19 protein-coding genes are annotated in these 17,585 nt (G+C 29.6%); 14 read left to right on the top strand and 5 right to left on the bottom strand.

Features of this window, described 5'->3' with window-relative positions:
• From T434_RS0104195 to T434_RS0104185, 3 genes are all read right to left on the bottom strand, one after another.
• On the bottom strand, nucleotides 1-236 hold a 236-nt coding region (locus T434_RS0104195), incomplete at its 3' end, for a hypothetical protein (RefSeq protein WP_026400036.1).
• Nucleotides 237-430: 194 nt separating this feature from the next.
• Complete coding sequence (locus tag T434_RS0104190) at nucleotides 431-1,045, bottom strand: superoxide dismutase (RefSeq protein WP_026400035.1); 615 nt, start codon at nucleotides 1,043-1,045, stop codon at nucleotides 431-433.
• Between the two features lie 68 nt (nucleotides 1,046-1,113).
• Nucleotides 1,114-2,649 carry an Rqc2 family fibronectin-binding protein gene (locus T434_RS0104185; RefSeq protein WP_026400034.1) on the bottom strand — a complete coding sequence of 512 codons (1,536 nt, stop codon included), beginning with the start codon at nucleotides 2,647-2,649 and terminating at the stop codon, nucleotides 1,114-1,116.
• Nucleotides 2,650-2,752: 103 nt separating this feature from the next.
• Between T434_RS0104185 and gmk the strand changes: the two genes are divergently transcribed.
• From gmk to T434_RS0104165, 4 genes are read left to right on the top strand one after another with little or no spacing between them, the layout of a single operon-like run.
• Nucleotides 2,753-3,370: a guanylate kinase gene (gene gmk, locus T434_RS0104180; RefSeq protein WP_026400033.1), complete on the top strand. Its 618-nt coding sequence runs from the start codon at nucleotides 2,753-2,755 to the stop codon at nucleotides 3,368-3,370.
• A 7-nt stretch (nucleotides 3,371-3,377) separates the two neighbouring features.
• Complete coding sequence (rpoZ, locus tag T434_RS0104175) at nucleotides 3,378-3,593, top strand: DNA-directed RNA polymerase subunit omega (protein WP_035358343.1); 216 nt, start codon at nucleotides 3,378-3,380, stop codon at nucleotides 3,591-3,593.
• 44 nt (nucleotides 3,594-3,637) lie between these two features.
• A complete protein-coding gene (gene uvrC / locus T434_RS0104170; RefSeq protein WP_162150722.1) occupies nucleotides 3,638-5,371 on the top strand; it encodes an excinuclease ABC subunit UvrC in 1,734 nt (577 codons plus the stop codon).
• Nucleotides 5,368-6,228 (top strand): exonuclease domain-containing protein, encoded by an 861-nt coding sequence (locus tag T434_RS0104165; RefSeq protein WP_026400030.1) that lies wholly within the window; start codon nucleotides 5,368-5,370, stop codon nucleotides 6,226-6,228. Before uvrC ends, T434_RS0104165 begins: the two co-directional genes overlap by 4 nt.
• 33 nt (nucleotides 6,229-6,261) lie before the next feature.
• Here the strand turns inward: T434_RS0104165 and T434_RS0104160 are convergent, their stop codons facing one another.
• Nucleotides 6,262-7,944 carry a ribonuclease J gene (locus tag T434_RS0104160; RefSeq protein WP_026400029.1) on the bottom strand — a complete coding sequence of 561 codons (1,683 nt, stop codon included), beginning with the start codon at nucleotides 7,942-7,944 and terminating at the stop codon, nucleotides 6,262-6,264.
• Nucleotides 7,945-8,045: 101 nt separating this feature from the next.
• Between T434_RS0104160 and T434_RS0104155 the strand changes: the two genes are divergently transcribed.
• Complete coding sequence (locus tag T434_RS0104155; protein WP_026400028.1) at nucleotides 8,046-8,825, top strand: HAD family hydrolase; 780 nt, start codon at nucleotides 8,046-8,048, stop codon at nucleotides 8,823-8,825.
• 22 nt (nucleotides 8,826-8,847) lie between these two features.
• On the opposite strand, the gene coaD is transcribed toward T434_RS0104155, so the two are convergent.
• Nucleotides 8,848-9,330 carry a pantetheine-phosphate adenylyltransferase gene (gene coaD, locus T434_RS0104150; RefSeq protein WP_026400027.1) on the bottom strand — a complete coding sequence of 161 codons (483 nt, stop codon included), beginning with the start codon at nucleotides 9,328-9,330 and terminating at the stop codon, nucleotides 8,848-8,850.
• A gap of 141 nt (nucleotides 9,331-9,471) precedes the next feature.
• Between coaD and T434_RS07490 the strand changes: the two genes are divergently transcribed.
• The 9 genes from T434_RS07490 to T434_RS06930 all read left to right on the top strand — a co-directional run bounded on the left by T434_RS07490 (nucleotide 9,472) and on the right by T434_RS06930 (nucleotide 17,584).
• Entirely contained in the window at nucleotides 9,472-9,906 is a 435-nt protein-coding gene (locus T434_RS07490) for a ribosome assembly cofactor RimP (protein WP_051614396.1), read from the top strand.
• Nucleotides 9,907-9,915: 9 nt separating this feature from the next.
• Complete coding sequence (nusA, locus tag T434_RS0104140; RefSeq protein ID WP_026400026.1) at nucleotides 9,916-10,992, top strand: transcription termination factor NusA; 1,077 nt, start codon at nucleotides 9,916-9,918, stop codon at nucleotides 10,990-10,992.
• Between the two features lie 19 nt (nucleotides 10,993-11,011).
• The gene (rnpM, locus tag T434_RS0104135; RefSeq protein WP_162150721.1) at nucleotides 11,012-11,269 is read left to right on the top strand and encodes an RNase P modulator RnpM; all 258 of its coding nucleotides are present in this window, start codon (nucleotides 11,012-11,014) and stop codon (nucleotides 11,267-11,269) included.
• Nucleotides 11,266-11,544, top strand: coding sequence for a L7Ae/L30e/S12e/Gadd45 family ribosomal protein (locus T434_RS0104130; RefSeq protein ID WP_035358337.1), 279 nt, complete (start codon nucleotides 11,266-11,268; stop codon nucleotides 11,542-11,544). Before rnpM ends, T434_RS0104130 begins: the two co-directional genes overlap by 4 nt.
• A gap of 17 nt (nucleotides 11,545-11,561) precedes the next feature.
• Nucleotides 11,562-13,391: a translation initiation factor IF-2 gene (gene infB, locus T434_RS06935; RefSeq protein WP_035358335.1), complete on the top strand. Its 1,830-nt coding sequence runs from the start codon at nucleotides 11,562-11,564 to the stop codon at nucleotides 13,389-13,391.
• 1 nt (nucleotide 13,392) lies between these two features.
• The gene (gene rbfA / locus T434_RS0104120; RefSeq protein ID WP_026400023.1) at nucleotides 13,393-13,737 is read left to right on the top strand and encodes a 30S ribosome-binding factor RbfA; all 345 of its coding nucleotides are present in this window, start codon (nucleotides 13,393-13,395) and stop codon (nucleotides 13,735-13,737) included.
• A gap of 75 nt (nucleotides 13,738-13,812) precedes the next feature.
• Entirely contained in the window at nucleotides 13,813-16,071 is a 2,259-nt protein-coding gene (gene priA, locus T434_RS0104115; protein WP_026400022.1) for a replication restart helicase PriA, read from the top strand.
• Nucleotides 16,072-16,086: 15 nt separating this feature from the next.
• Nucleotides 16,087-17,001 (top strand): methionyl-tRNA formyltransferase, encoded by a 915-nt coding sequence (gene fmt, locus T434_RS0104110; RefSeq protein WP_035358333.1) that lies wholly within the window; start codon nucleotides 16,087-16,089, stop codon nucleotides 16,999-17,001.
• The gene (locus T434_RS06930) at nucleotides 16,994-17,584 is read left to right on the top strand and encodes a phosphatidylglycerophosphatase A family protein (RefSeq protein ID WP_051614394.1); all 591 of its coding nucleotides are present in this window, start codon (nucleotides 16,994-16,996) and stop codon (nucleotides 17,582-17,584) included. The genes fmt and T434_RS06930 overlap by 8 nt, the downstream gene beginning before the upstream one ends.
• Nucleotide 17,585: the final 1 nt, after the last annotated feature.

The raw sequence follows: 17,585 nt of genomic DNA, 5'->3' as shown, positions 1-17,585 counted from the left end.
TACCTTCTAGACTGATAATGGATATTGTAAGCCTCAAAACTACTAATGCCATAATGGATTTGTTTTAAACGGTAACTATGAAACTTCATTTGATCTTGACATATTAAACATTGAATATGATCTTTTTTTAATCTGATGTCAATAATCAATTTTCCATCTTTTCTATGAGTTTCAAGATGTTCAATTCTATTTTTGATTGATTCTAAGAATAATAGTTGTATAATATTATCATGCATGGGGCCTCCTTATAATTTACGTTACAGCTAACTACAATTATAAGACAGCTCCTTTATTTTTAAACAATAAAATCCACCTATAAAAAATATGGAGGTAGACCTCCCAATAAGTTATTGGGTATCGTAAACCTCCATATATGTTATATACCTTAAAAAAATAGCACTAATTAAAGTGCTATTTTTCTTAATTGTTCTTATAAAGATTTTTCGAATAATTCAGATACTTTATTCCAATTGACAACATTGAAGAATGCGTTGACATAATCAGGACGACGGTTTTGGTAATTTAAGTAATAAGCGTGTTCCCAAACATCTAAACCTAAGATTGGTGTTCCTAAATCAAATGGTGTATCTTGGTTTGGTGTAGAAGTAACCATAAGTTTTCCATTTTTGACAACTAACCAAGCCCAACCTGAACCAAAACGTGATTTTGCTTGATCAGCAAATTGAGTTTGGAATGCTTCAAATGAGCCAAATGCTTCGTTAATTGCATCCATGAGTTTACCTGTTGGTTTAGCTCCGTCATTTTTAGCTAAAAATGACCAGAATAAATCGTGGTTAAAATGTCCACCACCATTGTTTCTTACAGCGGTTTGAATATCTTGAGGTAATTTAGATAAATCTTTTAAGACTAAAATTAAGTCTTCCATAGTTTCCACTTTTAACTCAGGATGTTTTGATAAAGCGGCATTTAAGTTTGTTATATAAGCTTGATGATGCTTTGTATGGTGAATTTCCATAGTTCTAGCATCAATAAATGGTTCTAATGCATCGTATGCATATGGTAATGGTTTTAATTCAAAAGCCATGATGAATACCTCCTATAAATTTTTAGTTCATGTTTAGTTTACTGCATTCAACGTATCTTTTCAAATGATTAGCGTTCATGAGTTAAATTATGAATTTTTGTTTCATCAATATCGATGTATATTGCTTTTTCATTTTTGACCTTAACTAATGAAGCGGGTTTATTTGCCATACGTTTAACATTTTTTATATCTGTATAGATAACAGGAATACTGGAAGATAAGCGTTGACTTGAATAATATGCTGCAAGCATACTTGCAGTTCGAATAATTGATTCGGTTAATGAATCCGATTTTACAACAACGTGAGAACCAGAAGCATCTTTCACATGGAACCAAAAATATCCATTTTTTTGATACGTTCTTAATAAGTATTCATTTTGATAGGCATTTTTACCAACATAATAAGTAACACCTTGATCATGAATTGTAAGAATTTTAGATTCATGTGGTTTTTTATTTTTATGTTTTATTTTAGGTAAATAAGGCTTTAAAATTTCATTAAAGTCAATTAATTCATTTTTTGATGCACGACTTAATTCATCAAAAAGATGCTCAAAAACTAAAATATCTTCCTTAAGTATTTCAATTTCTTGATCTAAGAATTCAATTGCACGTTTAGCTTTTTGATAAAGTTTATAAAAATGTTGTGCATTTTGGCTTAAAGATTTCGTCTCATCTAATTCAACATGATCTAAAAAATTTAGTTTTAATTGTAAATCGATGTTTTGGCTATAAATATAATCGCCTTTTTCTTTATAACTTAAGTTAATAAGAGATTTTTCTTTTTGTTGAATAAGATGTTCTAATTTTCTAGTTAATTTTTTAATATTGTCCTTTAAAACTTTTTCGTATTCTAATTTTGGATTATTAAGTTCAATTGTGCGGTTATCTAATGCTTCACTTAAGGTATTAAAGTGTTTGACCTCACCTTCAAAAATATTAAAAAAGTAAGATTTATTTTCTTTTAATGACAATGTAGGTTGAACGGGAATTTCATAAGGATTTTGACCGGTTTGATGTAAGAATTTTGCAAGTCTTAATGAAATACCTAAATATTTTTCAGTAATATTTTTTGGTTCTAATAAAGGATGGTATTGGTAGGAAGTTGCATCTGATTTTTCTGTAATGAAAAACTCAAATTGAGCGTTTGGAATTAAATGTCTGCCATCAACAACAAATGATTTTTTATATAAATCAATAATTTTACCATTTTCAACTATATATAAATTGGCATGTTTACCCATAGCTTCAAAAATGAGCTGTCTTTCTAATGGACCTAAAATGAAATCATAAACTGTAAAATTAAATATAAAAACTCTATCTGTTCTATATTGCTCGATTTTTGTTAAAATTCCACCTTCGAAATATTTTTTAAGTTGATTTACAAAAGAAGTGGGTTCTTGTTTGGATAGTGGATTTTTAGTAATGTAACAACCAACAAAAGAAGCATTAAGATTAAAAATTAGATGCTTTCTTTGTTTTTGGTGATAAAATTGAAAAAAGAAAAAAGTATGGTTATGCCAAATGGATTCTACTCTAAATTGTGTGATTTCTTGTTGTAATTCTTTAATTAAATGGTGTGTATATATGCCATCTAGTGCCATAAAAGACCTCCCATAAGATGAGTTTGTGAAAAAGTTTGAAACTATTTACATAATAAATATTATCATATATAATAAAAATAAGCGAAGAGTTAGGAGAACTTTCATGAAATTAAACCAACGTGGATTACTCATCGTCATATCGGGGCCTTCTGGCGTTGGAAAAGGAACGGTCAGAAAAGCTTTATTCGATATGAAAAATCATAATTTAGTTTATTCAGTCTCTATGACAACTCGTTCACCAAGAGAAAATGAAGTTGATGGAAGAGATTATTATTTCGTTACTAGAGATGAGTTTGAAAAGAATATCCAAGAAGATAAGTTTTTAGAATGGGCTGAATTTGTTGGGCAATATTATGGTACACCAAAAGACAAAGTCGAAGAATTTTTAGAACAAGGAAAAGAGGTTGTTTTAGAAATTGAAGTTGAAGGTGCACTTCAAGTCCGTGAAAAAATGAAGGATGCAGTCTTTATATTTATTGTACCACCTTCCAAAAAAGCACTGTATGATAGATTAAAATCTAGAGGTACAGAAGCCCCAGAAATTATTGAACAACGCTTTAAAAAAGCAGAAAATGAATTTAATTTAGCATATAAATATGATTACATTGTTGTTAATGACGATGTGAATAATGCAGCTGATCGTATCATGGCTATCATTCGTGCTGAACATGCACGTGTGGAACGTACATTCCACAATTATATGAAGATGTTAGAGGAGTAGTGATCTTATGAGCAAGAATAAAGAAGGATTAAGATATCCATCTATTGATGAATTGCTTAATAAAATTGATTCAAAATATAAACTAGCATATGCAGCTAGCAAAGTTGCAAAAATTATCGAAAGAGAAAAACTTGATGTGAAAGATGCTAAATCAGCTACATCAGTTGGACAAGCTTTAGAAGAAATCATTGCTGGTAAAGTGGATATCACGTTTGAAGAATAACGTGATATTTTTCTTTTTAGGGTATAATGAATTTAGGTGATAGGATGAAAGAAAAATTAGCACTTTTACCTAACAGCCCAGGATGTTATATGATGCTTAATGAAGCTGGGGATGTTATATATATTGGTAAAGCGAAAAACTTAAAAAATCGAGTAAAATCATATTTTGTTGGGTCACATAATGCTAAAACAGAAAAATTGATTTCTGAAATTAGAGATTTTAATTATATTGTTACAAACTCTGAACAAGAAAGTTTTATTTTAGAAAACAACTTAATTAAAAAATATGCACCAATATATAATATCAGATTGATTGATGATAAGAGTTATCCATATATAGAAATTACAAATGAAGAGCATCCTATGCTTGTAGTATCAAGATATGTTCAAGTCCCCAAAAATAAAAGATTGTTTGGACCGTATCCTAACGTTACTAGTGCAAAAGAAACGGTTAAGCTTTTACAAAAATTATATCCATTAAGAAGATGTAATCCGATTGGAAAAAAACCATGTATGTATTATCATATAGGATTATGTTTAGGACCTTGTGCACATGAGCATGTTGATTATGAACCAAATATTCAAAAAATTACACAATTTTTAAAAGGTGATACAAAAGATGTTTTATCAATTCTAAAATCTAAAATGCAAGATGCTGCAAACAATTTAGAATTTGAAAAAGCTAGTGAATATCGCGACATGATTAAGGCCGTTAATGATACTACTGAAAAACAAATTGTAAGTTTAAACGATTATAAAGATAGAGATTTTATTTCATTTTCATATAACGAAGATGATATTGCAATCCATATTCTTATGATGCGTCAAGGTAGAATTTTAGATACCCATCAACAAGTAATATCCTATTTAGATGATCCAAAAGAAACTGTTTTAAGTTACTTAAAAAATTTTTATGAAACGTTATTGTTACCAGAAGAACTATGTTTTGATAATCAAATTGATATAGATACATTAAAACTTTATTTTGGTAACAGATGTTTTATACCACAAAAAGGAGATAAGAAAAAAATCGTTGATTTAGCAAGAAAAAATGCTATAGAAGATTTAAATCATTATCATTTACTTTATAAGAGTAAATCAGAAAAGCTTATCGAACAAATAGAAAAATTAGAAAACATTATAGGTAAAAAAGTTTTAAAAATTGAAGTTTTTGACAACGCTCATTTATTTGGAACTGCACCAATTTCTGGTATGATTGTTTGGGATAATTATCGATTTAATAAAAATGAGTATCGCAAATTCCATCTTCAAACAACAACAAACGATGACTACCAAGCAATTTCAGAAGTAGTTTATAGAAGATATTATCGTTTACTAATGGAAGGTGGAAGAATGCCTGATTTGATATGTGTAGACGGTAGTAAAGGACAAGTTAATAAGGCAGAAGAAGTGCTAAAATCTTTAAATATTGATATACCTGTTATTGGTCTTAAGAAAAATAAGTATCATGAATTTGAAGGATATGTTTATCATGATGAAGTCTTTATACTTGATAAAAGTGATAGTTTATTCCAATTCTTTTCAAAATTATCGATTGAAGTTCACCGATATACTATTACATTTCATCAAAAAACAAAGACGAGAAAGGATTATGCTTCAGTATTAGATCATATTGAAGGATTAGGTCCTAAAAGAAAACAACGACTTCTTACAACATTTGGTTCGCTAGAAGCTATACAAAATGCTACAATAGAAGAGTTAAGAGAACTTCAATTACCAGATAAAGTCATTAAAGCTATAAAAGAAGGTATTTCATGAGATTAATCGTTCAATCTATAGATAAGAAGAAAAAAATATTTTATTGTATATTAAATCAAAGAAGAGAAGCATTTTATTTATCAAATAAACTTGCAAAAGTTTTTTTACCAATTTTAGAACCATATGTTTTGGTTGATTTTGAGGTAGGAGAAAAGAAAATAAAAAAACAGGGAAAAACAACAACTTTTGTATATCCTGTTACATATTTTAATTATATTGAAAAATTAAATCCTAAAATTGTTTTATATGATTTAAATACGTTAAGAAAAGATATGAAACGTGTTTTAGATCAATATGAATATTTTTTATTCTTAGACTGTGAAATGACAATGCCGGGATATAAAAAAGGTAAATTTATTCCAGAAATCATTCAAGTAGGCTATATTTTAGCTGATAAATATAAGAATGTTATTCTTGATGAAGGTTACTATATAAAGCCACTTGATGAAGAATCAATTAATAAAAGAACTGTTAAATTTTTAAACTTAGATGTGGAGAAATTTAATAATGAGGCAAAAGATTATCATGTTTTTTATGAAGAACTAAGTTCAATCATTAATAAATATCAACCTAAAATAGTTGTATGGGGCAAAAACGATGTTCAAGCAATTAATTATTCATATCACTTGCATGAAAAAGAACCATTAACATATGCACATCATTTTATTGATTTATTAAAATTACATAAAGACTATTTTAATTTATCAAATGATATTAAATTATTTGATGCATATAAAACATATTATGGCGTCACAGAGCAGTTAAACCAAGAACATAATGCTAGAACGGATGCAATAGTTACAAAAGATGTATTTGACGCATTTTTAATACATATGAGTGAAAGCGTTGAAAAGTAAAAATCCATTTATCAAGCGATAAATGGACTTTTTTTATATGTTCATAATAATTGGAATAATCATTGGTTTTCTTAATGTGATATCAAAAATCTTTGTTTGAAGATAATCTGTAATTAATTGTTTTAGGTTTAGTTCATTATAACCTTTTTTCTTTAATTCGGTTTCTGCAATTTGCTTAACTTCGTTTGCTAAAGCTTTGGTTAAGTCTTCATTACCTTTCATATAAATGAAACCGCGAGATACAATAGTAGGATCATTAAGTAATGTCTTTTTAGTTTTGTTAATTGTTAATACAATAGCAAATAAACCTTCTTCACTTAATGTCTTACGTTCATATAAAACAGATGAACCGTAAGTTCCCATACCTGTACCATCAATGAATACATCATTGGCAGGTACTTTACCAGCAATTCTTATGGAATCACGTTTAACTGCTGCTACATCACCATTATCTAAAATTAAGATGTTTTCTGGTTTAACACCTACATCAATCGCTAAAAGCTTATGATGTTTAAGCATTCTGTGTTCACCGTGCATTGGAATAAAGTATTTTGGTTTAACTAAAGATAACATTAATTTTAAATCAGGTTGTGAACCGTGACCAGATGTGTGTGTATCAGCAATTGGACCGTGTGTAATTACATTGACATCATTTCTAAAAAGAAGATTGATTGTTTTGTTAATAGGATCTTGATTACCAGGTATTGGTGAACTTGAGAAAATAACGGTATCACCTTTGATAGTTTTGATTTGTCGGTGAGTTCCATTAGCAATACGGCTTAAAGCAGCAAGTGGTTCACCTTGGGAACCGGTAACTAAGATACACGTTTCTTCTAATTTAACATTTACAATTTCTTCAGCTGAAACAAGTGTTCCTTTTTTAGGTTTTATGTAACCGGATTGAATGCCGGCTTCAATTGCACGTTCCATGGAACGACCAAAAACAGCAACCTTTCTTCCTGTTAACTCAGCAGCTTCAATAATTTGTTGAATACGATAAAGGTTAGAAGCAAAAGTAGCAATGATAATACGACCAGGTATACGCGTAAATAATTCATTAATTGACTTGCCAACTTTAGATTCAGATTGAATTAATCCTTCTTGTTCAGCGTTGGTTGAATCACTTAACATAAGAAGTGTGTTTGAACTTCCTAATTTAGCTAATTTGTCGTATTCTGCTTGTGGTCCTACGGGCGTATAATCTATTTTGAAATCACCTGTATGAAAGATGTTTCCCTGGTTTGTATGGAATACAATACCAAACATATCAGGAATAGAGTGATTTAGGCGTATAAATGATATTTCAACACCATTAAATTTATAAGTATAATATGATTTATACTCTTCAATTTTAGGTACTTTGATATCTCTATGTTCACCTAATTTATATTCAATTAAATCTACAGCAATTCCAGATGCATAAATAATTGGAATTTTTACCTGTTTTAATAAATATGGAATTCCACCGATGTGGTCTTCGTGCCCATGGGTAATGAAAAGACCCACAATACGTTCTTCATTTTCCTTTAAGTATTGATAATTAGGAATGACATAATCAATTCCCAATAAAGAGTCATCAGGAAAAAGGATGCCTGCATCCACAATAAATATTTGGTTATTAATTTCATAAACATAGGTGTTTTTACCAACTTCTCCGAGGCCACCTAAGGCAAAAACTCCGATTTCGTCGGTTTTCAATAATGTGTTTTTCTGCATATTCAATTCCTTTTTCACGTATAATAAGTTAATTTTATTATACTATAAATTTTTAAAATTAATAATGATTTACTTATGATACAATAGTTATAGGTGATAAAATGAAAAGAATTTATATATTTGATGTAGATAATACCCTAAGAAGTTCTAAGCAACAAAAAATTTTGCCTCAAACAATAAAATTGATTAAAAAATTAGCACAAAATAAAAATTATATCTTAGGGATTGCTACAGGAAGAGGTCCTGCTAAAATTGATGTAATTGATGAAATTGAACAATATTTTACTTTTAAAATATTAGTTAATGGAGCAGTCATATTAAAGGATAACAAATTATTTTATGATTTTCCAATAGATTTTGAAGATTTAAAATATATTGTTAATGATACAATGAAAAAAGGTTTATCTCTAGGTATGGTTGGATATGATGAAGAAGCGGTTACTGTTTTTGATGAACATGTATCATATGCAATGAAAGGTTATACAGATAAACTTCCTAAAATTGATCCGAATTTTTATTTAAATAACAAAATTTATCAATTATGGTTATTTAACAAAGAACAAACTATACTTGACGAAATTGTTAAAGCATATCCTAAATTTAAAACATATTATTGGCATTATGGTGGGGTTGATTTAGTTTATCCTGAAGTATCTAAAGAAACAGCAGTTAAAAAAATTAAAGATATGTATCCGGATTATGAATTAATATGTATTGGCGATGGTCATAATGATTTTGGTATGTTAAGATTAGCTGATATAGGTATTATTATGAATAATTCACGATGGATAAATGACATCAAAGATGAATGTAAATATATCGCACCACATATTGAAAACGATGCATTATATGATTTTTTTGAATCAAATAAGTTACTATAAAAAAAGTTCACAAGAGTGAACTTTATTTTTTATCTAAGCCATTAATGACATCTTCAATAATTTCTTCTGGGATATATAGTGATATATCTGCGCCATGATAGACTAATTCTTTAATTGAAGATGAGGATACAAAATGGTTTCTAGAAGATGGGAATAATATAACAGTTTCTACGTTTGGATTTAAATTACGATTAAACTGATATAATTGATACTCTTGTTCATAATCTGCAATTGTTCTTAAACCTCTAAAAAGAATTTTAATATCATTTGCTGCAGCAAAGCGAACTACTAAATCATCAGTGCTAGCAATAAATACATTATCAATATGTTGAGTCACACGTTTTAACATCTCAACGCGTTTCTCTATAGAAAATGAATATTTTTTCTTAGGGTTATTTGCAACCACAACATAAAGCTCATCGACTAATTGTGCTGCTCTTTCAATGACATCGATATGACCAAGTGTCACTGGATCAAAAGATCCTGGATATAAACCTTTTTTCATATGATTACCTCTCTAATTCACACCTTTATTTTAACACAGTCATTTAAATTCTTGTCATTTATAAGAATAAATGATATAATTTTACATGTAGATGAAAGTGAGGCGGCGTTGTAGTACTCACTTATTTTTTGGAGATTGCCTATGAATATAAATTTAATTAAAGAACACACATTAAATGTGTTTGAAAAACATAATTTAAAATTTTATGACTTATTTGAAGAACGTATTGGAAATCAAAAAGTATTGACAATACTTTTCGATAATGACATCACATTAGAAGAGTTAGAACCAATACATTTAGAAATTTTAGATTTAATTAACGATTTACTTCCAGATGGGTATTATCTTCAAGTAGCATCTGTAGGTGCTGAAAAAGAATTAAGAAGTTTTGAAGAGGTTATAGAACAAGTTGGCGAATATATTTATATAGAATCACCTAAATATACTGGTTCTGCAACACTCACAGAAATTCAAGATCAATCATTAGTTATCAAATATTTTATCAAAGGACGACCAAAAACGGACGTCATACCGTATTCAGATATTAAGTTTATAAGACTTGCAGTCAAATTTTAGAGGTGAAACATGATTAGTAAAGCATTTTATCAAAATATATATGATGTAGCAGAAGAACACGAATTAGATAAATCTCAAGTTTTTTATGCTTTTGAACAAGGGTTAATTGCTGCTTGTAAAAAACAATTAGGTGTACAAACATGCCGAGTTGAATTTAAAGAAGAAAAAAATGAGATTTTAATTTATGGGCAATACTTTGTATTACCTGAAGGCGAATTAAGTTTCGATTTAGATAAAAAATATACATTTATCAAATTAAGTGATGCTAAAGAATTAAGTCCAAAAGCAAAACCAGGAGAATTACTTGAGATTAAGATTGAACCAAGTGAATTTAACTATAATGCTGCAAGAGATTTAAAAAATCGCTTTAATGAAGTACTTAATCAAGTCATTAAGGAAAGAGATTACCAACAATTAAAAGATCTTCAATATGAAATGGTAACAGCGCGCATTTTAGAAGTTGAAGAGGATTTCTATCGTATTGAGATTACAAAAGATGTAACAACACGTTTACCTAAAACTGAAGCATTACCGGATGAAAAATTATATGTTGGAGACCGCATTCGTGTTTATATTACCGAAGTTGAAATGCGTAAAAAAGGTATTAAGGTGTTTGTTTCAAGACGCCATAATAATTTAGTATTAAAACTATTAGAAGAACATATACCAGAAATTAAAGATGGTACAATTGAGATTTTAGGTATTGCAAGAGATCCAGGGGATCGTTCAAAGGTGGGTTTACGCTCAAATAATCCAAACGTCGATCCAATCGGTGCATCTGTTGGAGAAGGTGGACAAAGAATTAAAGAAATTTCTAAATTCATAGCAGGTGAAAAAATTGATTTATTTAGATGGAGTGAAAATGAACGCGAGTTAATCGCTAACTCACTTCAACCATCAACTGTTATTGCTGTAACACAAGTTGATCCTAAGAAAAAATCAGCGATTGCGATTGTACCTGATGATCAATTATCATTAGCAATTGGTAAACTTGGACAAAACGTTAAATTAGCTGTTCAAGCAAGCGGTTGGAATATAGATATCAAGTCAGAATCAATTGCTGCATCTGAAGGTATCATTTACTAATCATTTTGAGGTGAATAAGATGAAAATTAAAAAAGTGCCTATGCGTACATGTGTAGTAACTAAAGAAGTTCGTCCTAAAAAGGAATTAATTCGTGTCGTAGCAACCAAAGAAGGTGTTGTTTCTGTTGATACAAAAGGAAAAGCCAACGGAAGAGGAGCTTATTTAATTTTATCTAAAGAAGTCATTTTAGAAGCTAAGAAAACAAAAGCGTTAGATAAAAAATTAGAGGTGACTGTACCAGATGAGATATATGAGGAGTTATTAACTCTATTATGAAAATAAATAATTTAGGACTAGCTTATGCTGCCAAAAAAATCATTCTTGGAACAGATGAATGTATTAAGGCAATGCAACAAGGCAAGCTCTATTTGGTATTACTTGCAAAAGATGCAAGCCAGAATACAGTAAAGAAAATAAGCGATAAAACTAAAACATATGAAGTACCTTTAAACATGGAGTTTTCAACGGTTGAGTTATCTCATGCCATTGGTAAACTTAATGTCAAAGTCATTGGTATTTTAGACAGGGGGTTTAGTTTATTGCTTAAGTAGAAAGGATTGTGATTACAATGGCCACTAAAAAACCATTTAAAAAGGATTTTCGAAAAGATATCCGAGAACCTCAAAAGTCTAAAAAAGAGGAAAATAAAGAAAAAATTATCACTTATGTTCCAGATATGAAGGTATCTGATGTTGCTTCAGCATTGGATGTTACTAATGCAACACTTATTAAAAAATTAATGAGCTTAGGTATGATAACATCTATAAATCAGGTATTAGATCGTGAAACAATTGAGTTGATTGCACTTGATTTTGGATATGAAGTTAAAGATGAGGTTATTACAGATTTAACAAGATACGATGAAATTGAAATTGTCGATGATCCGAAAGATTTAGTGAAACGTAGCCCAATTATAACAATTATGGGACACGTAGACCATGGTAAAACAACACTACTTGATGCAATACGTCATACACGCGTTGTACAAGGTGAAGCAGGTGGAATTACCCAGCATATTGGTGCATACCAAGTAGATTGGAATGGAGAGAAGATAACATTTATTGATACTCCGGGACACGCTGCATTTACTGAAATGCGTGCAAGAGGTGCTAAAGTTACAGACATAGTTATTTTAGTTGTAGCAGCAGATGATGGTGTTAAACCACAAACAATTGAAGCATTAGAACATGCTAAAGCTGCAAAAGTTCCTATCATTGTAGCAGTTAATAAAGTAGATAAACCAAATGCAAATCCAGATTTAATCATGAGCACATTATCAAGTTATGATTTAACGCCAGAAACATGGGGCGGAAAAACACCATACGTTATGATTTCTGCATTGAAACGTCAAGGTATTGATGAATTATTAGATGTCATTCAATTAGTTGCTGAAATGGAAGAATTAAAAGCAAATCCAAATCGTCCAGCACGAGGAACAGTTATTGAAGCATCGTTAGATCGTGGCCGTGGTCCAGTAGCAACTATCATAGTTGAAACTGGTACGTTACACGTTGGTGATATTGTTGTTATTGGTAATACTTATGGACGTATTCGTACAATGAACGATGATTTAAAACGTCGCTTTACAGAGGCATTACCTGGTACACCAGTTGAAATAACTGGTTTAGAAGATGTACCTCAAGCAGGGGATATATTTATGGTGTTCCAAGATGAAAAATTAGCTCGTCAAACTGCTGAAGCAAGAGCATCTAAAGTGCGTGAAACACTTGCAAAGTCTATGAAAGCGACATCATTAGAATCAATGTTTGGTGACAAAGAAGTCGGTGAAAAAGTATTAAATGTTATATTAAAAGCTGACGTTCAAGGATCTGTTGAAGTTATTAAAAACATGTTAGAAAAAATCGATATTGAAGGGTTCCATGCTAGTGTTGTAAGAGCTGGGGTCGGTGCTATTACTGAATCTGATGTTACACTTGCGAGTGCATCTGGTGCTATTATCATTGGGTTTAATGTAAGACCTGCTGCAAACGTTAAAGAATTAGCAAATGAAAATGGTATTGAAATTCGACTTTATAATGTTATATACCGTATTACTGAAGATATTGAAAAAGCACTTAAAGGTATGCTTGAACCAACATATGAAGAAGTTGTTACTGGACAAGCTCAAGTACGTCAAGTATTTAAGATTTCAAAAGTTGGAACAGTTGCAGGATGTTATGTTACTGAAGGATATATTTCAAGAAATAGTAAGGTAACACTTATTCGTGATGGTATTGTAATTTACAAAGGTGAATTATCATCACTTAAACGATTTAAAGATGAAGTTAAAGAAGTTAAACAAGGTTTTGAATGTGGAATTTCTATTGTTAACTATAATGACATTAAAGAAGGCGATGTCATTGAAGCATCAATTGATAAGGAAGTTGAGGTAGCTTAATATGGGGATTTCTCAACAAAGATTAGGGAGTACAATTCAACGCGAATTAGCACATATTGTAAATAATGTCATAAAAAATGGTCGTGTTGGAAATATAAGTATTACAGAAGCTAAAGTAACAAAAGATTTAAGTTTTTGTTATGTATACTACACGATACTTTCTGAAGATCAAGAAATTATAGAACTTACAAATACACTTCTTGAAAACAATAATAAAGAGATTCGTATGAAACTCGCTGAAAAAATTCGTAATGTTCGAAAAATTCCTGAGCTTATCTTTAAATATGACGAAGCATTAGCTTATGGAAATCGTATTGAAACATTATTAAAAGAAATTAAAAAATAATCAAACATCCCTTAAAGGGGATGTTTTTTATGTATTTTAATAAAAAAGTGATAATATATTCATGTAGGTGAAAAAATGTTTGCAGAAGTTATAATCGATATAAAACATCAACAAGTCAATCAAGTTTATGATTACATCGTACCAGATGTTTTTTCATCGTTTTTAAAAGAAGGTATGCGTGTTTTAGTACCATTTGCACAAATTCAAGATGGTAGAATCGGTATGGTTGTTAAAATTAAAGATGAATCAAATACTGCAAAAAAAGAAATACTTGATGTATTAGATTTAGAACCAATTATTAGTGAAGAATCTTTTGATATTATTAAACAACTTAAAAAAAATCCAACCATTTTGCTTTCTAGAGTTTTTGAGATGTTTGTACCTTTTGATTTACTACTTGATTATGAAAAACAAGTTACAATACTTCGTGAGAATGAAATACCACAAGATTTATTTGAACATTTTAAAAATGGTATATGGACATTAAAAAAACAGGATTTCAATTATTTATCAAGAATAAAAACGTTAGAAAAGAAGGGCGTTGTAAAACTTACAACACATTTAAAAACTAAATACCAACCTCGTCTTGATAGTTTTTTAGTTTATCAAAGTGATAACGCGCTTTTAACACCTAAACAACAAGCATGTTTGGCATATATTAAAGAACAAGGTAAAGTTTCAAAAAAAGAAGTTAAAGAAACGTATTCAGAGCATATAATTCAAAAACTCATAGACTTAAAATTAATTTTTGAAACAAAAGAACTTTCATTGAGCCATCGAGATATTAAGAATATTGATGAATTAGATTTGACTCAAGATGAAAAGAATATATTTGATAACATAACAGAACAAATTCAAAAAGGAAATACTTTTGTTAAAGCAAATTATCAAGATATTATTCAACCAATCATGTTATATTTAAAAAAACAAATTCAAATAGGACAAGTACTTATATTAGTACCTGAACTTTACATGATTGAAGAAATAAAAACATATCTATTACCATATTTTAATGAGGCATTTATTGCTGAAATTGGCTCGCATCAAACAAAAAGAGAAGCATATATCAATTATCAATCGATTTATGATGGACGAGCTAAAATTATTTTAGGTAGTCGTCAATCCATATTTACAGATTTTCCAAAATTGACGTCAATAATTTTTATTGAAAGTCATCATGAAGGATTTAAAGAAACAGAGTTAATTTATTATGATTCAAGAGAAGTAGCTCGATATATCGCACAGAAAAGAAATTTACATCTCATGTATATTTCACATGTATTAACAACAAGAGACTATCAATTGTACAATCAAAATTCATTAAATTTAGTATCTGTAGATGATGCATTATCATATTCGAAAATTACCAAAATTGATATGACTGATGAACTTAAAAAAGGTAATGTGAATATGCTATCCACATATTTAAAAGAAAAAATAGATAACGCTATTATTTCAAATCAAAAAATACTACTTTTAATGAATCAAAAAGGTTATGCCCCATTTGTGATGTGTAGACATTGCGGATATGTTCCAAAAGATCCTGAGTTCGGTAACGTATTACATTACTATCAAAAAGATAAAAAACTAATATCATCTTATAGTAAGTATGAAGAGCCTTTTCATTCAACATGTACAAAATGTAAAAAAAATACGATGAAACCTGTTGGAAGTGGTATTGAACAATTAGAGGAATACTTAAGACAAACTTATAAAGATGAAATTATCTTAAGAATCGATAAAGATTCAATGAAGCCAAAAGAGTATCTCGAATTATTAAAGGATATCGAACAATCACCATTTCATATTCTAATAGGTACCAAGATGGCACTTAAAACACTTTTAAGAAAAAAAATCCAATACGTTGGTATATTATTGTTTGATCAAATGTTAAAATTACCAAATTATAAAGCATTAGAAGAAACATATCAATTGGTTCAAGATTCAAGGTTAATAGCTCAAAATGAGTTGATTATTCAAGTGTATGATTATGAAAATCCTATATTTAATCAACTTGAAGGTTTGGATTTTTATAAAAACGAGTTAAAAAATCGAGAATTAACGAAAATGCCACCTACTTACCAATTGATGCAAGTCATGGTTGAAGGTCGTAGTTATTTAAAAACATATCAGCATTGCTTACGTATGAAACAAGAACTTGAATTAGAGGGCATTTTAGTTGTTGGACCATATGCGTCACACGTTATGAAAGATAAGGATTATTATCGTTTCATTATGATACTTAAATACAAAATGCTTGATGAATCCTTACACCATATATTTAGAAATCATGAATTTAGAATTCATACAGCAGGCGATATCATTTGGTATTAGAAAGGAAATCAATATATGATCGTTTTTATGGGAACACCAGCATTTGCTAAGCCGATTTTAGAAATGCTAATTGAAAAAAAATATCCAGTAGGATTAGTTGTCACACAACCAGATAAAGTTGTTGGAAGAAAAAAAGAATTAGAAATGTCTGAAGTTAAAAAGGTCGCTTTAGAACACGGTATTGAAGTATTTCAACCAATTAAAATAAAAGATAGTTATCAATACATCTTAGATAAAAAACCAAAACTTTTAATTACAGCGGCTTACGGACAAATTTTACCTAAAGCTTTATTAGAACAAGTTAAAGCAATTAATGTTCATGGATCATTATTACCAAAATACCGTGGAGGTGCCCCAATTCAATATGCACTTTTTAATGGTGAAACAAAAACAGGAATAACATTAATGGAAATGGTGTATAAAATGGACGCTGGTGATATGATTGAACAAGTTATCGTCGATATTGATCCAAAAGATAATTATGGAACATTATCAGCTAAGTTATCAATCGCAGGAAGAGACCTTTTAGAAAAAAGAATAGATGATATTTTAAATGGAACTTATGAAAAAATTCAACAAGACGAATCACAAGTAACATTTGCATATACATTAAAATTTGAAGATGAGAGATTAAAATTTTTCGAATCTTCTGAATGGAATATTAATCGATTAAGAGGTCTTATGCCTAATATTGGTGCCCACTTTATGATTGATAATACTTTAGTCAAAGTATTTGATATGGAAGAAAGTGATATAATATCATTAAGACCGGGTGAAATAAAGGTTAATCGAAAAGAAATATTCATTGGAACAAAAACCAAAACACTAAAACTTCTAGAAATTCAACAAGAAAGTAAAAAAAGAATGTTCGTTAAAGATTACCTAAATGGTCAAAATTTATTTAAAGATGGAGGATTTATCCATGAGTAAAGAAAAAGTCAAATTAGTTTATAGCCGTGATGAGATGTTAAAGCTTAATAAAGATACATTATGGGAACGCGGCAAAGTCACTATTGAAGATATTGCACAAATCGCATATCAACAACAATCTAAGTATTACAAAGATGTACCATATGCGATGTGTTTAGAATCTGTTGAAAAGATTTTAACATATCGTGATATTTTTCATCACATTCAGTTTGCAGCAGAAGTTGACAGACTAGCGGAAGAAAAATTATTTAAAGGACCTATTCAAGATATTTTATATTATGACTTAGGTTTATTTGGAATAGATGAAACAATCGGATTAGATATTGCTAGAAACTATGGGGCAATAGGTCAAACAAATTTTGGCGATATTGATGTGAATAAACACGGTGTTGTCGCAAGACTAAATGAAGAAGGAAAAAAAGAAGGAACAGTTCATACAATGTTAGATGACATCGTAGGTGCGATTGCTGCTGCGGCATCAACACGTGTCGCGCAAGTTATGAATGAAAACTTAGCATTAGAAAATCCTACATATCGAAAGGTTAGTATTTTCGATTTAGAGGGAGAAGTAAAGGATAAATAAA

The organism is Acholeplasma equifetale ATCC 29724 (assembly GCF_000687735.1).
Lineage (GTDB): Bacteria > Bacillota_I > Bacilli_A > Acholeplasmatales > Acholeplasmataceae > Acholeplasma > Acholeplasma equifetale.
The sequence above is the reverse complement of the archived record's forward strand: the minus strand, read 5'-3'. Positions and strand labels throughout refer to the sequence as shown.

Excerpts from the sequence above, each read along its gene's own strand:
- T434_RS0104185 (WP_026400034.1), bottom strand. The coding sequence starts at position 2,649 with ATGGCACTAGATGGCATATATACACACCATTTAATTAAAGAATTACAA.
- T434_RS07490 (WP_051614396.1), top strand. The coding sequence starts at position 9,472 with ATGAATATAAATTTAATTAAAGAACACACATTAAATGTGTTTGAAAAA.
- coaD (WP_026400027.1), bottom strand. The coding sequence starts at position 9,330 with ATGAAAAAAGGTTTATATCCAGGATCTTTTGATCCAGTGACACTTGGT.
- rpoZ (WP_035358343.1), top strand. The coding sequence starts at position 3,378 with ATGAGCAAGAATAAAGAAGGATTAAGATATCCATCTATTGATGAATTG.
- T434_RS0104165 (WP_026400030.1), top strand. The coding sequence starts at position 5,368 with ATGAGATTAATCGTTCAATCTATAGATAAGAAGAAAAAAATATTTTAT.
- rnpM (WP_162150721.1), top strand. The coding sequence starts at position 11,012 with ATGAAAATTAAAAAAGTGCCTATGCGTACATGTGTAGTAACTAAAGAA.
- T434_RS06930 (WP_051614394.1), top strand. The coding sequence starts at position 16,994 with ATGAGTAAAGAAAAAGTCAAATTAGTTTATAGCCGTGATGAGATGTTA.
- T434_RS0104160 (WP_026400029.1), bottom strand. The coding sequence starts at position 7,944 with ATGCAGAAAAACACATTATTGAAAACCGACGAAATCGGAGTTTTTGCC.
- T434_RS0104190 (WP_026400035.1), bottom strand. The coding sequence starts at position 1,045 with ATGGCTTTTGAATTAAAACCATTACCATATGCATACGATGCATTAGAA.
- T434_RS0104155 (WP_026400028.1), top strand. The coding sequence starts at position 8,046 with ATGAAAAGAATTTATATATTTGATGTAGATAATACCCTAAGAAGTTCT.
- priA (WP_026400022.1), top strand. The coding sequence starts at position 13,813 with ATGTTTGCAGAAGTTATAATCGATATAAAACATCAACAAGTCAATCAA.
- nusA (WP_026400026.1), top strand. The coding sequence starts at position 9,916 with ATGATTAGTAAAGCATTTTATCAAAATATATATGATGTAGCAGAAGAA.
- uvrC (WP_162150722.1), top strand. The coding sequence starts at position 3,638 with ATGAAAGAAAAATTAGCACTTTTACCTAACAGCCCAGGATGTTATATG.
- infB (WP_035358335.1), top strand. The coding sequence starts at position 11,562 with ATGGCCACTAAAAAACCATTTAAAAAGGATTTTCGAAAAGATATCCGA.
- rbfA (WP_026400023.1), top strand. The coding sequence starts at position 13,393 with ATGGGGATTTCTCAACAAAGATTAGGGAGTACAATTCAACGCGAATTA.
- T434_RS0104130 (WP_035358337.1), top strand. The coding sequence starts at position 11,266 with ATGAAAATAAATAATTTAGGACTAGCTTATGCTGCCAAAAAAATCATT.
- fmt (WP_035358333.1), top strand. The coding sequence starts at position 16,087 with ATGATCGTTTTTATGGGAACACCAGCATTTGCTAAGCCGATTTTAGAA.
- gmk (WP_026400033.1), top strand. The coding sequence starts at position 2,753 with ATGAAATTAAACCAACGTGGATTACTCATCGTCATATCGGGGCCTTCT.